Source organism: Sneathiella sp. HT1-7 (genome assembly GCF_020731145.1).
Classification (GTDB): Bacteria; Pseudomonadota; Alphaproteobacteria; order Sneathiellales; family Sneathiellaceae; genus Sneathiella.
In genome coordinates this window covers 468,102-482,120 of record NZ_JAJFZN010000003.1, presented here as the reverse complement: position 1 = coordinate 482,120, position 14,019 = coordinate 468,102, and the positions used below count along the sequence as shown (strand labels likewise).

At 44.9% G+C, this 14,019-nt stretch carries 10 protein-coding genes and 1 tRNA gene; 5 read left to right on the top strand and 6 right to left on the bottom strand.

The window, feature by feature from the left end; genetic code table 11:
• Nucleotides 1–31 precede the first annotated feature (31 nt).
• Together LKE13_RS12010 and LKE13_RS12005 are read left to right on the top strand one after the other, a co-directional pair.
• A complete protein-coding gene (locus LKE13_RS12010) occupies nucleotides 32–952 on the top strand; it encodes an SIR2 family protein (protein ID WP_227951609.1) in 921 nt (306 codons plus the stop codon).
• The gene (locus LKE13_RS12005; RefSeq protein WP_227951608.1) at nucleotides 945–3,737 is read left to right on the top strand and encodes a hypothetical protein; all 2,793 of its coding nucleotides are present in this window, start codon (nucleotides 945–947) and stop codon (nucleotides 3,735–3,737) included. Before LKE13_RS12010 ends, LKE13_RS12005 begins: the two co-directional genes overlap by 8 nt.
• A 59-nt stretch (nucleotides 3,738–3,796) precedes the next feature.
• Here LKE13_RS12005 and LKE13_RS12000 read toward each other — a convergent pair whose 3' ends face one another.
• From LKE13_RS12000 to LKE13_RS11990, 3 genes are all read right to left on the bottom strand, one after another.
• Complete coding sequence (locus LKE13_RS12000; RefSeq protein WP_227951607.1) at nucleotides 3,797–4,954, bottom strand: hypothetical protein; 1,158 nt, start codon at nucleotides 4,952–4,954, stop codon at nucleotides 3,797–3,799.
• A gap of 172 nt (nucleotides 4,955–5,126) precedes the next feature.
• Entirely contained in the window at nucleotides 5,127–5,375 is a 249-nt protein-coding gene (locus LKE13_RS11995) for a helix-turn-helix transcriptional regulator (protein ID WP_227951606.1), read from the bottom strand.
• A gap of 94 nt (nucleotides 5,376–5,469) precedes the next feature.
• On the bottom strand, nucleotides 5,470–6,162 hold the full coding sequence (locus tag LKE13_RS11990) for a hypothetical protein (RefSeq protein ID WP_227951605.1): 693 nt from the start codon (nucleotides 6,160–6,162) through the stop codon (nucleotides 5,470–5,472).
• A gap of 264 nt (nucleotides 6,163–6,426) precedes the next feature.
• On the opposite strand from LKE13_RS11990, the gene LKE13_RS11985 reads away from it, so the two are divergent.
• Nucleotides 6,427–7,035 carry a hypothetical protein gene (locus LKE13_RS11985; protein WP_227951604.1) on the top strand — a complete coding sequence of 203 codons (609 nt, stop codon included), beginning with the start codon at nucleotides 6,427–6,429 and terminating at the stop codon, nucleotides 7,033–7,035.
• A gap of 119 nt (nucleotides 7,036–7,154) precedes the next feature.
• Here LKE13_RS11985 and LKE13_RS11980 read toward each other — a convergent pair.
• Nucleotides 7,155–7,230, bottom strand: a tRNA-Lys gene (locus LKE13_RS11980).
• A gap of 203 nt (nucleotides 7,231–7,433) precedes the next feature.
• On the opposite strand from LKE13_RS11980, the gene LKE13_RS11975 reads away from it, so the two are divergent.
• The gene (locus LKE13_RS11975) at nucleotides 7,434–7,805 is read left to right on the top strand and encodes a group I truncated hemoglobin (RefSeq protein WP_227951603.1); all 372 of its coding nucleotides are present in this window, start codon (nucleotides 7,434–7,436) and stop codon (nucleotides 7,803–7,805) included.
• Nucleotides 7,783–8,838 (top strand): adenylate/guanylate cyclase domain-containing protein, encoded by a 1,056-nt coding sequence (locus LKE13_RS11970; protein WP_227951602.1) that lies wholly within the window; start codon nucleotides 7,783–7,785, stop codon nucleotides 8,836–8,838. Before LKE13_RS11975 ends, LKE13_RS11970 begins: the two co-directional genes overlap by 23 nt.
• A gap of 1 nt (nucleotide 8,839) precedes the next feature.
• On the opposite strand, the gene LKE13_RS11965 is transcribed toward LKE13_RS11970, so the two are convergent.
• The gene (locus LKE13_RS11965) at nucleotides 8,840–10,858 is read right to left on the bottom strand and encodes a peroxidase family protein (RefSeq protein WP_227951601.1); all 2,019 of its coding nucleotides are present in this window, start codon (nucleotides 10,856–10,858) and stop codon (nucleotides 8,840–8,842) included.
• 208 nt (nucleotides 10,859–11,066) lie between these two features.
• On the bottom strand, nucleotides 11,067–13,940 hold the full coding sequence (locus tag LKE13_RS11960) for a hypothetical protein (RefSeq protein WP_227951600.1): 2,874 nt from the start codon (nucleotides 13,938–13,940) through the stop codon (nucleotides 11,067–11,069).
• Nucleotides 13,941–14,019 lie beyond the last annotated feature (79 nt).

Genomic DNA, 14,019 nt, shown 5'->3' with positions numbered 1-14,019 from the left:
TGCATAAACCTCAAATGACGTGGCGAATGGTATGAGTCTATTTAAAGATATACCAGTACCCGATGAAATTAACGATGCCGCATTAAGCGGTAGCTTAATTCTTTTTATAGGTGCTGGTGTTTCAAGATTATTAGGATTGCCTTCATGGGATGAGCTAGCTGACTTTGCCCTAAATGACCTCTGCGATAAAAACTTGATTGATTATTCAGAAAAAGATCAATTAAAATTTTTAGATGCTAAAAAAAAGCTTTCAATATCAAAAATAATTGCAAACCAAAAACGTCATGATTTGAATCTCGCCCAATATTTAAAACAAGATAAAAAGAAAGCGCATGGCGTATACGAATTTATCAACAAATTGGGATGTGCCTGCGTAACCACAAATTATGATACTTACTTAGCGCCGCAGTTTATAGAAGAGTCGGATGGTTCCAAAACTGCCGCCGAAATAAGCCGCATCTACGAAAAAAGTAAGATTTTTCCTAACCTCTTGAACAAACCCGGGACTGTTGTTCATCTGCATGGATCAATAGAAGATCAGGATACAATGGTTGTTACGACCAAAGATTATTTAGACCATTATGAAGACGATAATATAAAAGGCTTTCTTAGTGAATTATTTGAGAGAAAAATAGTACTTTTTCTGGGATACGGATTGGAAGAAGCTGAAATATTGGAATACATTTTAAGGAAAGGGCGAGCTAGCAAAACAAGTGATCGACGTTACTTCGCAATTCAAGGATACTTCAAAAGCCAAGAACCTCTCTTCAACAAACTTTCAAACTATTACAAAGAAAGCTTTGGCGTTCATTTGCTTGGGTTTGCTAGAGATTTTGAAGATTACCAAGGTTTAGCAACTAATATTAAATCATGGGTTAGTGAGATAAAAATTAAGGCTCCTCCATTCGTTGATGAGTTAGACTATCTGGATGAGGTTTTAAAAGATGAATAATCTCAATTTTAAAGAAGTAGATTTAATCAAACGAATAGAAGAAAATCAGGAACTGCAAGATGCGTTTTTTTCCAAAATTAGCAATTTAAAATGGTTCATTCCACTCAAGGAAAAGGGGTATTTCGACGCGGATAAAATTCCGGCTCCTATTCCAGCTAATAAGGAAGGTTACGTAACAATACCGAGCTGGAAAGCGATGATTTATCTCGGAAAATTGACCCCTAACATTCCCAAGGAAGAAAAATCAAAATACATTCCCCAAATAATAGAGATAATCCAAAATTCCACAAGATATGCCCAAAAACATGGATTTAGTAACTATCGAGTTTGGTGGCAGTTCAGTGAAATTTTACTCAGTATCCCAACTGAATTTGTTAAACCGGGATTCTTGAAAGCGATACAGTTTTGGCTTTCTGATAGAGCAGAGGCCGGATTGGTCACCAAAACAATTGGTGAGCGTTGGCTATTGCAACTTGTTCAAGAGAAAACTGAAAAGTCGTTAAATCTGGCAACACGATTGTTAGAGATTTTGTTTAATGTCGAATTTACTGAAAAAAAATTTGCTAACGATACAATAAAAGAATCTATTTTTCTCGCTGACGAGCATCGTATGGGAGAAATTCAAAATAAATTATCAGGGCTTGCTGGAAACACTATTGGACTTAAAGCAGTCAAAGTATTTCAATCAAATTTAGAAAAAGCGTTAACTGAACTTGGAAATGACAGATGGTCTTCTATTTGGCATCCAGCAATAGAGGATCACGAGCAAAATAAGTATAAAGATAGCCCCGAAAATATTCTGTTATTTGGACTTCGCGATTGCTTGAAAGGTTATCTTGATCAAAACTCAGACCATTCGAAGAAAATGATAACGAAACTCCTAGATTCTCCATTCGAAACAATTAAAAGAGCTGCCATATATTTTGCTGGAACCTCCCAAAATCTTCAAAAAACACTCTCTGACAGGATAATTGATAGCCAATATTTTAGCAGTAATTATCGCCACGAAATGTGGTGGTTCTTGAAAAATCGCTATCCTGGGCTCGACGATAAGCAGCAAGAGAAAGTCTTAAGAATAATTGACGAAATAGAAATACGGGACGACGGTGTCATACAGGAAGGCGCCACTGCCTATCACAAGGCTATTTGGCTTTCTGCGATTAGAGAGTTTGGTGACAGGGAAGAGTCCATATATCAGCAAGCAATCTCGATTGCAAAAACGGAACCTGACCACCCAGATTTCTCCAGTTACATGACAAGTGGCTGGAGAGTTCACAACTCACCCTTTTCTGTAGAAGAACTCAAATCTCTTGATTTGGATGACTTAGTTCTCAAACTAAATAATTTTAAAGGAACAGAAGAGTGGGAATCTCCCGACGTAGAAGGGTTATCCAAAGCTTTTGAAGAACTGATCAAGACCGAACCCTCAAGATATTATTCACAGCTCCGAGCATTTTATGGTTTGAAGTTGCCTTATGTTTATTCCATCATCAAAGCCTATGATGAACTTTGGGGAGAAAAAGCTAGTCTCCCTTGGGATGAAGTATGGAAGAATTTAGTGAACTTCATCGAAAGTTTAGTGAAGTCAGACGAATTCTGGTCAGGCGAGCATAGTGTTTCAGAGGAAAAATTTGTTGCTAACAAAAACTGGATCGTTAGTGCAATTGGTAGGCTTTTCGAGGCAGGTGCAAAATCTGACGCCCACGCATTTCCAGAATCAATTCATAGTTCAGTTGAAAATATCCTTGCTATTATTTTCGAAAAGCAGGCTGGTGAAAATTTTAAACAAGAAAGCGACGCGGTATCAATTGCCATAAATAGCCCTCTTGGACAATGTGTAGAGGCATTAATAAACCTGTCGCTAAGAAGCTGTAGATTAGAAAATAAACAAAATAATGGCGACCATACCGCCGCTTGGGCACATTTCAGATCATACTATGATAGTGGCTTAAAATCCCGAAACTGTGAATTTGCCACCTTGATTGCAATGTATTATCCAAATTTTCGTTATATGTCTCGAGAATGGTTGATTGAAAACTTAAGCACACTTTTTAATCAGAAAGATGAATTAAAATGGCATTGCGCAATCGATGGTCTTTTTCATTCTAATAGTGTTTATGAAGAAGCCTACAAATATTTGAGAGATACGGGGGTGTTAAAACGTATTATTGAAAATTCAAAATTTAGACATGAATTAAAGAAAACAGCGGTTGAGTATGTTGCGTATGCTTTTATCAATGATTTTGAGAAACTGGAGAGCGACGATAGCTTAATTTCTATTTTAGTAAGTGGGAAATTTTCTCCACTTACTAAGCACTTAATTTGGTTCCTATGGATTTTGCGAAAAGAAGATAGCGCAAAGATACACGAAAAGGTCCATCAATTATGGCCGCTTATCTATGAAAAAATTGACTTTAAAAGCAAAGACGGAAAATCTTTGGCTTCAAGTTTGAGTCAATGGACAGTCTTTATAAAAAACATAGACGACAACTCCTATCGCTTCCTTTTAACGCTCGCTAGATATGCCGAATATGATTTTAATTCGCACGAGTTTTTAAAAAGCTTGTCACGACTAAGTAACGATCAGCCAATCAAGTCAGGAGAAATTTGGCTAGAATTTTCAAGAAACTCTGCTGCGTGCTACCCAATTGAACCTATTGAAGCTTTATTGAAAAACTTGGTCAAAAGTGGGAAGGAAGGAGATCGTATCGCAAGAGACGTTGTAAGTGAATACGCCAAACGAGGAGAAGAACGTCCAAGGCATATCCTCAATAGCTTTGAATAACTTTTTTCAACTACAATATTTCCAAAGAATATCCCCTTCCTCCGAAAATATCGCAAAATTTAATTTATGAATAGGAGCCTTCTCTGAGCTCTAATTACGCTTTCAAAAAATTTCGTATTCGGGGCACCTACCCGGCCAGCTATTATATCAGCCACTTGCGAAGGCAAGATGTTTAGTATCTCCTCCTTTTCAAGACCATCAATCACAGCAATGCCAGCAACCAGACCCATTATTTGAGTTATGTAAATCTCTCGCTGTTCTTCTGCGACAACCATTTTCACTTGATTTGGCAGGAGGCCGGAGCGGTAGTCGGTCAAATTGCGATCAAGAACCTCATGAACGGCATCCCACAAAGGGTGCTGCCGTTGGCGGGTTACATTGGCGTCGGTCTGGATTTCGTCGTGATAGCGAATTTTATTGGCCATTTCGACGAAGACGTCGCCAATGGAATTTTCAAGATCGGCAAAGGTTCGGATGCTCCAACGATCTTTTAACTCCTTTTTTCCAGCGCGCAGCTCGACCCGCCAGACATTCTTTGTTCTATCTTTCGGGTCAATACGCCATAATGTGAACCAGAACAGTTTACCGAGACTAATAGCCGCTCTTCGTTTGTCATAAACGCATACCTGACGTCCCGGCATTTTCCCCACAGTTACGGTCTCTATCCTCCCTCCACTAAACACATAGGTGCCATCACTCTTGCCAGTATCGTAATATTCCTCTTCAAATTTGAGATATGGAGATATTTTCGAGCGGTGGTGCACCACGAATTGCTCAGTAGAGATACTAAATGTATCAGGCATCAGAAAATCCATGGCGAAATCGACGCGCCGAAGGCTTTCCTTGCCATAGGTGCAGCCCATATCTTTTAATCGCTGGTATAACCGCTCCTTTATTTCCCAATAAGAATAGGCTGCAAGCGCCTCAGCATAGACCTTTACTCCTATATTCCATTCACTGGGATTGGCGTTGTCTTTAAAGCTCCATAGCTCGCCTAGCGGCCCGGTGCCGAAGGTGAAGGCATAACCGCCCTTCATTCCACTTTCACCAACATGCCCTTCGATCTCGCCCGGTCCAATCGTGATCAGTTCGTTCTCATGATTTTTAACGGCGATCTTTTTTGCTTCCGCCAGTTCGATCAAAGTTTCCTTGGGGAGTGCTCCCTGAAACGAGACTTCGAGAGTGTCAAACCCCGCATATAAATTCTGTATTTCCATAATTACTCTCCTTTACGCCAGGAAATTCTAGAGGGGGGTGTTACGAGGACCCCCCCTTTACGGATTTGTCCCGCTATATTTCATGGCATTTCTATTTGTTGAATTGGCGCGCTCCGCGCCGGGGAAGTTTTTATGGGTTTTGAGGGAGGGGCGCAGCGCCCGCTACGCGGCGCTAACCCGCGAGATACGGCGAAGGCTGCGAAGTACTCGCAACCGTGCGCTCATCAATCCATGCGTCCAGATCGCGAAGGCGATAGCGAATGGAGCGCGGCGAAATCCGCACAAATTTTGGCCCGCCGCCCCGCACGCGCCAGTTCTGCAAGGCACGCACCGTGTAGCCGAGATACTCGGCAGCCTGCTTTTCATTGATCAGGCCGTCGTTAATATCCGCAGAGTTTTCTTTGATATTGGTTTGAGTCATTTGTGTCCTCCATAAGTTGACATTGTTAATGGAGGCATCATGCCGAAAGGCATTCCCTATTAATAACCCTATAAATAGGGAGGCAATTTATAGTTTATAGGGAGGAACTTTTATAGCGCTTGAACATCGGATTTACGTGCTTTTCCATAGCTTTGACACTTAGCCCGCTATCACTGTTTTCCGGATCAGGGTAATTTTTGAGAACCCACAGACGCACAAGCTCATAACATTCCGATGCTGATCGAGAAAAATCTATCAACCCTTGATCAGCCAGAGTTTCGAATGCCTCGATAATATGCTCTTGCCGGGTTGGCCTGCCTGCAGTTTTAGGAGGAACTGCGTCAGTTCCCCTTAAGCTATTCAAATGTAGCACCCGAATGGATTCCATTTTCAGGCTTTTAGATTTCAATACATTTCCAGACGAATAAGGGTATACATCCCATAAATCGTCGGGAACTGCCTGCGGTGTCTCGTCAGCTCTCCTCGGAACAGAAAATCCATACGCGAACAACAAACCAGCTTTAATATTCTGCAAGAACTCGGTTTTTAATTGCCGATTTAGGTTGTCTGTCTTCTTCCTTCTCTCCGCATCCGGATTGACGACGCCTTTTAAAATATCAAAGCCTTCCAATCCCCTATCAGCATTTGCTTCGATACGAGTTATAACATCCATCATGGTTGTTTGATTTCTGTATCGATTAAAGGCTTCAACCTTCTCTCGATCTCCAAAATGGATATGCGCCTTTTCAAGCGGGATACCCTTCTTCCATACTTCCCAATTATCCATTCTCGCAGACCCTCACTTGATCGAGCGCAATATAGAGAAAACGCACCGTATCGGAAATCAGCGTAAAAATAAACTCATGGCGGGAATAAAAGTAAACAATTTGATAGGGAACGATGTGAAATAATGTCATACAGAGTTAAGAGAATTTTTGATCAACTTCACTCTACGTAACGTAACGTCACGATACGAATGTGAAATTAGGAAGGTTGAAGGTATCGCCTATTACAAGCCCTATCTTTGAGACAGGGAGTTTTGGATAAACCGATGGAAAAGCTTCTCGATATAATAGAAATAAATTTTGATGCCGCCGATGGCTGGTTGCGAATTGTAGACGCTGATTGGTACTCGGACGATCTTCGCATATACTTAGCCATCTCTTTCGATGAAGAATGCTCTCCGCAACTTTGGGAAATTTCTTGCTCTGGCGTTATTGAGGAACAAATCGCTTCCGAATATGCGGAAACAATATCTCTATCATTTGATTCACCGCTATTGATGCCATTCAAAGAGCCTCATGTTGAATTGATGTTTAACGAAAACAATATCCATCCGGCGGAATTGCTAGGGATAGTGCTAAGTTGCTGTGTGGAAAATATTGGATCAAGCCGTTATATTCATAGGTTCATAAATCAAGAACCTACGGTCCATGGAATTGTAAGTTCCAGTTTTGGCCTATTAGGTCGGTTTCCTGAAACCATTGCATCAGCGATTATTAATGCCTTAGAAAAGAAAAGTATTAGACTTAGCCCATTGAACAAAAGCACGCCAAAATTATGGACTGGTTCCGAGTACGTGGACTATCCAAAATTAGAGGTACTCGAGATTGGAAATTCATACATTATAGGTACAGAGTTCAATGCTATTCGCGCTTAATACTCCTACCTACCACAATTTCCGGATTTGATTGCTTACCCAATGCTTACCTGAAAATTATTGGCGATTAATCTAGAAATCAAAAACCCTCGAAAATTATTTATTTTCAAGGGTTTGAATGGTAGGCGCTACAGGGTTCGAACCTGTGACCCGCTGATTAAGAGTCAGCTGCTCTACCAACTGAGCTAAGCGCCCACAATAGGTTCATATATCGCGGTATTCCGGTACGGAGCCTGTCTGGATCCGCGCCGGGAGCGATTGTTTAGCACAGGAAATCCGGCTCGACAAGAGGCGAAGGAGACAGTAATCGCTCGACAAGGAAATTTCTGCACTTTATTGTCGATTCTCCAATTACTTGTGCTTTCTGCCATATGCTTGTCGGAGAAGGACCTTTTTTAATGGCCAAGCAGTCACTATTTGAAAAGTATGGTGGTTTCTCCACCGTCAGTAAAATTGTCCTCGATTTTTACGACGTCCTGCTCGATAGCGACGAAGTTGGCCCCTTTTTCGACGATGTGGAAATGGCTCGGCTAATCGATCACCAGACGAAATTCATAGCCTCGCTTTTGGGAGGCCCTGCCTCCTACACCGATGAACAACTTTACCGGCTGCACGAACGGCTGAAACTTGAAAACCAGCATTTCGACGAGGTTTTGGAGACTCTTAGCAAAACCCTCGCAAGGCATGGCTTCAGCGTCGCAGATATAGCCCAGGTTAACGACGAACTTGAGCAGAGGAGATCTGTAATTGTTAGCCAAAATGTCGATTGAAGCCATTAACGAACAACTACTGCGCGCGATCGGCGTCGGCGTTGCCGTGCTCAATCTGGCGGACCATCATTTCATTTTCCGAAACGAGACCTTCACCGAATGGTTTGAGGGCGACGGGAAACAGGACAAGCTGGAAAACCTGCTGCCGGAACTGGATTTCGCCGGCCTGATGGCGGAGCTGAAAGAAAACGGCCGCTTTACCGCAGAAATAAAAAATAAGAAAAAACGGCGCGAACGCACTTTTGCCATCGATTTTACCCTGACACAGGAGAATGATATCGAGCTTATCATTCTCGTCTGCCAGAATATTTCCCGTATCCGCGAGCTGGAATCGATGATCGACAGCTACTCTCAAATGGTCGAGCGGAACACTCGCGAAATCAAGCGCGAGAAGGAACAGGTGGAAAAGCTCCTGCTCAATATGATGCCCCGCTCGGTCTATGACGAGTTCAAGACGTTCGGCGTGGTCATCCCCAAGCTCTATGATCCTGTCTCGGTGCTGATGCTCGATTTCGTTGGCTTTACCCAAATGGCGGCCTCTGCCGATCCCGCGGTCACCGTGAGCGAGCTCAATGATATCTACAGCGCATTTGACCGCATCGGGGAGCAATATGGATGCGAGCGGATCAAGACCATGGGGGACGCCTATATCACTGTCGCCGGCCTGCCCGACCCAACACCGGATCATGCCCGCGCCGTTGCCAATGCTGCGATCCGCTTTATCCGCTATCTGGAGCGGCGGAACGAAGGGCATCCGAACCAGTGGCGTTGCCGCATTGGAATAACAAGTGGCGCCGTTGTTGGCTCTGTTATTGGTATCCAAAAATATGTCTACGACATCTTCGGGCCCGCTGTGAACCTCGCCTCCCGACTGCAGGATTGTTCCGAGGCGATGGAAATCACAACAAATGCACCGGTCTATGACGTCTTGCGGGAATCTTTCCGCTTTGATTATAAGGGCAAACAGCAGATCCGCGGCTTCGATGAGCAGGATATCTTCCAACTCAAGGACAGCCGCGAACCTATTCGCTAAATCAGATCAGGACATTATCGGAATCGATATCGCGTAGGTGCATATCTTCTAGCGTGAGAATGCCGTCCGCGCCGAAATCGATCACCACGTCCTCGCCCACCTGTTCCGCCGCATCGATCACCTCGTCGAGCGCGGCGAGTTCCAGCAGCGTGAAATCGAGGGTATCCTGACGGTTGTTAAAATCCTTGATCAGGTCTTCGCCGAAGAGATTGTCGAAGACAAACAGATCATCGCCTTCCCCGCCTTCAAGCTGGTCATTTCCCCCGCCACCGATGAGGGTATCATCGCCGTCGAGACCGAGGAGCAGGTCGCTTTCCTCCCCCCCTTCCAGAATATTATCCCCGTCATCGCCGCCAATCCGGTCATAGGCGAGCATCGTGTTATCCTGGATCGCATCGACATCGCTGTTCCGCTCGATGATATCGGCGAGGGTCGTATCCCAAAGCTCATCGATCAGATCCTGCGGCAGATCTGAATTCTCGCTCCAGAAGGGATCGCCGTCGCGGATGCGGATAAACTGGTCGGTGACGATGGTTGCAAAAAGCTCGCCCAGCATCCCGCCGCCGGACGGATCCTCCGACAGGCCACCGATCCAGGCATCGATATCATCAACGCTGTCATAGACGCTGGCCAGCGCCTCGGCGAGGGCGGCATCGGAGGTGATATCGGAGAAATCCTCTGCCCGCTCCAGCCCCACAGCCTCGCGGAGGTCATTGTAACTCGGTAAACCAAGGTCGCGCCCCCGCTGGATATTGAGCGAGCCGAGATCAAGCCCGACATCGCCATCCTGACTAAACAGGAAATTCCGCAGATCATCGACGATCTGCGGATCCAGTTCCTGCGCGACGTCATTGGCAAGCCCCCGGAGCAACGGCTCTACCCCGCCATTCGCGGCAACTGCATCCGGGTTGAAGAAAGCATCACGAAGGGACAGTTCACCGGCCTCGATGGATTGTCCATTTTCCTCCAGCCGCGCCGTCGCCGCCGAGACCAGACTATGGCCAAAGCGATAGGCCGCCGTGGAGAATTCAATGGCAATGCCGGGGTTTACGTCGGAGTCATAGCCATCATAGGCAGGGATAGCATCCTCCCCCAGCAGGACCGGGAGATACTCATTATAGGTAATCGCCTGGATTTCCGCCTCCACCCGGACGCGGGCGGCATCGAACAGCTCATCCGCCGTCCAGTCGGGGTTCTTTTCAGACAACTCATCGACCCAGCGGTTATGCTCCCGCGCGAACAGACTCTGTATCGAATAGAGCCCGGCATTTTCCGCAGCGCGAATATCGCCGGCAAGGACGCCCCCTTCCTCATCGAAGGTGACGAGCCCGCTCTCATTGAGAAGCAGCTTGCCGTCTTCCGTCCGGATCGCGGCGGCGGTCTCCGCATCCGAACCATAAATCATCGAGCCGTCAATAAAGGCGGTGATACTGTTGGCATATTGGGCGGGGCTGTCTTCCCCCGTTCCTTCCACAGGAACGGCGCGGGTGAAGGCCATATCGATATCCGGGTTAAACCATTCATCACCCTCCGGGATGTCAATGGGTGCAGAATCGCCACCGGAGAGGGTCAGGTCGATATCATGATCGATAAACTGGCCCCAAACATAAAAGAGATCGCTGACACCGAAGGAATTGGGTTCATCCTCCGTTTGTGCCGCGATGGCATTGCTGACGTCCCGGGCGCTTGGCAGGTCATCATTCATCTCGGAAATACCGTCGGCATAATTCGCCTCTCCCAGCCGGAGCAAGGTCTGGCCCGCCGCGCCCCAGTCGGGGTTTTCTTCAACCGTGCCTGTGCCATCGACAGGACGCACCGGCGTTTCCAGAAGATCTTCGTCTCGTGGCGGGCGGTCATCGCGATTACGGGAGCCGCGCTGCTCTCTTGGCTCTCGCGGATCATTCTCACGAAGATCATCATCATTGGCCGGATCGCGCTGGCGGTCCTCGTTGCGCGGCGGACGGTCGTCGCGATCACGTGAATTCGGACGAGGATCTAGAAATGGATTGCGTACTCTCATCGTTATCTCCTGTTAATTGCGCTTCCCCGGCGGGCCGGAGAAACTAAATGCTTGTAAGTTTTATGGGATTAGCCTCGACCGACTTTGTGGTCCAAGAAAGGCGCAAATAAGGAAAAAAAGGTGATTTGTTCCACCTTTACGAGTTTATCGAGACCACAAAAAACCCCCGCGCCTGAGACGCGGGGGGGGAATCAATAATCTCCGATGATTAATAGATCAACACGGTTCTCTCTTTTGGATCATCGTTAATCACTCGGGTTTTCAGTTTTTCTTGACCCCAGTTTTGCCAGAAAACTTTATGATTTTCTTTTCTGGCATTATAGGTGCACCCATACATGTGAATGGACGCCAGAACATAGGTGCTGTCCGTGCGAATACGCACATCTTCTGTCTGGTTCTGGTCCGCGCGTGCGCGGTATGCGTAGTTTGTGTACCCTACCTTGGAATCAAGTTTTTTGAGTGACTTCTGTTCCTCCATGATAGTCCAGGTCTTGCCATCAAGACGGTTACCGAACAGGGGAAGCGGGCTCCTCAATTTATTATCTTCATCCCAGGACCCGTAAATATCGAAATTATCAGAATCGTCATTGATCTCTTCGACATCATCGTTACCTACATATCTGTCCCAAGTGAACTGAAGAGCTTTATCATAAACGGTCACTCTGTCAGCATCTGTACTCTCTTCCCTGAGAACGCTAGTATACGCTGTGTTATTTGAAGCAAGCGGCTGAGTTGCTGCAAGTTCGTTCATCTCGTCTTCATTCCGCGAGACAGGCCTAGCTTGAAGACTTTCATCAGCATTCTGCGTTGCTTCATTGCCATAAATTTCATAACCATTTGGTCGTATCGAATTGGATGGAAACGATTTGTGGGAATGGGCGGCGATAAACATCATGTCGAAGATGTCATACTTCTTTAAGAACAGCTTCTTGAAATCTTCAAAATCTGTGGCCTCGGCAATGTCCGTATCCGTTTTGTCCGTTGCCGGGTTATACATACTGTATCCCTCATATGTCAGGGCGGGCTTGTTGCCCCAGTCATTGACTTCATTATCCGGGACATAGTCATATGTCATGGTGTTCTTGTTAGGTATGAAGCAAAATACTTCGCGGCCAAGAACTTCGTAGGACGCATCAACTATACTGACTCTCTTGCGCTCACTATTATTCGAATTGTTTCTACTTTTGACGGATACCCCAATCTCAGCCTTATCCCCTGACGTACACTGGATCCGCTTCAGATCGACAACGATCGGCCATCCCCGTACAAAACAGTACATATAGAGGAGACGTCTGTTCTCGTAATTGTCTATTGCCAGACCTTTGGCTGTATCTGCCCTGTAATAAAACCGGGTCGATTCCAATGTGTCCGTCAGATGATAGGCCATTTCCGGAATTTTATCATCCGTGTGTTCATAACCCGTCATGTCCTCGGCATATTTAGAATAAGCCATATTTCTGAATGAGTTAGTCAGATAGGCAACAGAGTACCACGCCATTTCCGCTTTCAACTCACTCATATCACTGAGATCACAAAACGGTAAATCCAGGCTGGGATCATGGCTGGGAAGACAAAAACGATCCATACAACGGAGCTGGCGAACAGTAAGCGCCTTGCAAAGAGTAAGCGCCCGTAACGCAATTGGTGAACGGATGCTACGCTTTTCGTTCTTGGAGTTTAGATAATGTGCCTGCTCCCCGTTGATTTCATTGAAAGAATCATCAAATGGAACTTGGTGACTGTTTTTAATCTCTAACGAATTACTAAACCCTCGCACATCCACTTCGTTAAGCTTTGAAATATATTCCACGACTTTGTTATAGAGTTTTTTATAATTTGGAATTTTGTCCAAATCTATCGCCTCGAAATATTTGAATCTGCTATAGTCTGGACCCTGCCATTTAATATTAACTTCCAGATTTTTGTTACCGGGCCTGTTATCGGTTTTCTCCTCGTCCTCATTCCAATTGATGTCAAACTCCTTATAAATATTCACGAAAGTCTTTATAGGATCTTCAATATGATTCCGCGCCATATAGCACATGGTGTCCAGGCGGCTATTCGTTGCCAGATATTGATAATATTCGCCGAGTGCCAACATAGTTTCCTTGGCTGCATTATCGCTCATAAATTTTTTTACGAGAGCCTCATGAGAATCTAGAACCATCGGAATGCGGAACTGGCAACCGGCATCGCCGATCGTCGGATCAAGACGGTGCAGACTACCCATAAGCAGATCGTTGATAGCTTCATATTCACATTGCTTGATGAAATTTTCCTTCGGATTAACAAGGCAGATCGCAGTAAATACCTGATCAACTACAGAAATAAGATTATCCGCAAACCGATCATATATTTGTGGATTCCTATTGTTTGTTGTTTTTGGATTTGCAACCTCGTTCAAGTCTAAATTGAAAACATAATTTCTTTCAAAGGTAATTTTCTGAGCTTCGGCAAAGCAATATTGGAATAATGCTTCCAGCGAGTATCTAAGTTGCGGTTCCCGCAATATATCTAGTTCCGGCTTAAAGGCATTTTTTATATCCCGCGCGCGGATATTTGACATCAGTCGCTTTTCTTGCGCCAGACGCGCATTTTTTAGGCTCTTGTATTCCACGAACTTTTCTGTCTCGAATTTCGATTGCCAAATAACCCATTTGAAATCCTCGACAATCTGGAAGGAAAGCCGATCCAGTTTTACCAATTTGGGATTAACTTTCTTGTCTTTTTTTAATTCCACGTCTGGATTAAAAATCGCTTCCGCGCAGGTAACCATCAAGCCCACAAGAATGTCGTTATCATTTGGGTTATTAATTTTTAGATCTTTAATAGTTACATTTTTTTGCTCTGCATATTTCTGAGCAGCATTGTTATAGGCTGGGTTAGCTTTCCCAAATAGCTTATTCTCGTTTGATGGAGGGATCACATTTTTCTTTAATTTTTTGAACAATTTATATGAATTGCAATAATAAGCGTTTGAAGCTTTGTCGCCATCATCCTTCATTAGCTGAATCAGCGCTTGCACTGAACTCGGTACGTTTGGCGCATTTTTAAAATCAACAGCGTTCGTGTTGCTTGACATGATGAATTTTCTTTCCTTATTCATTAAGTAAAACCAAGAAATAAGGAGACGTATTTATTTTAGTCTTGTGAATAAATAT

Coding starts and splice junctions, on each gene's coding strand:
- LKE13_RS12010 (WP_227951609.1), top strand. CDS start 32: ATGAGTCTATTTAAAGATATACCAGTACCCGATGAAATTAACGATGCC.
- LKE13_RS12005 (WP_227951608.1), top strand. CDS start 945: ATGAATAATCTCAATTTTAAAGAAGTAGATTTAATCAAACGAATAGAA.
- LKE13_RS12000 (WP_227951607.1), bottom strand. CDS start 4,954: ATGGAAATACAGAATTTATATGCGGGGTTTGACACTCTCGAAGTCTCG.
- LKE13_RS11995 (WP_227951606.1), bottom strand. CDS start 5,375: ATGACTCAAACCAATATCAAAGAAAACTCTGCGGATATTAACGACGGC.
- LKE13_RS11990 (WP_227951605.1), bottom strand. CDS start 6,162: ATGGATAATTGGGAAGTATGGAAGAAGGGTATCCCGCTTGAAAAGGCG.
- LKE13_RS11985 (WP_227951604.1), top strand. CDS start 6,427: ATGGAAAAGCTTCTCGATATAATAGAAATAAATTTTGATGCCGCCGAT.
- LKE13_RS11975 (WP_227951603.1), top strand. CDS start 7,434: ATGGCCAAGCAGTCACTATTTGAAAAGTATGGTGGTTTCTCCACCGTC.
- LKE13_RS11965 (WP_227951601.1), bottom strand. CDS start 10,858: ATGAGAGTACGCAATCCATTTCTAGATCCTCGTCCGAATTCACGTGAT.
- LKE13_RS11960 (WP_227951600.1), bottom strand. CDS start 13,940: ATGTCAAGCAACACGAACGCTGTTGATTTTAAAAATGCGCCAAACGTA.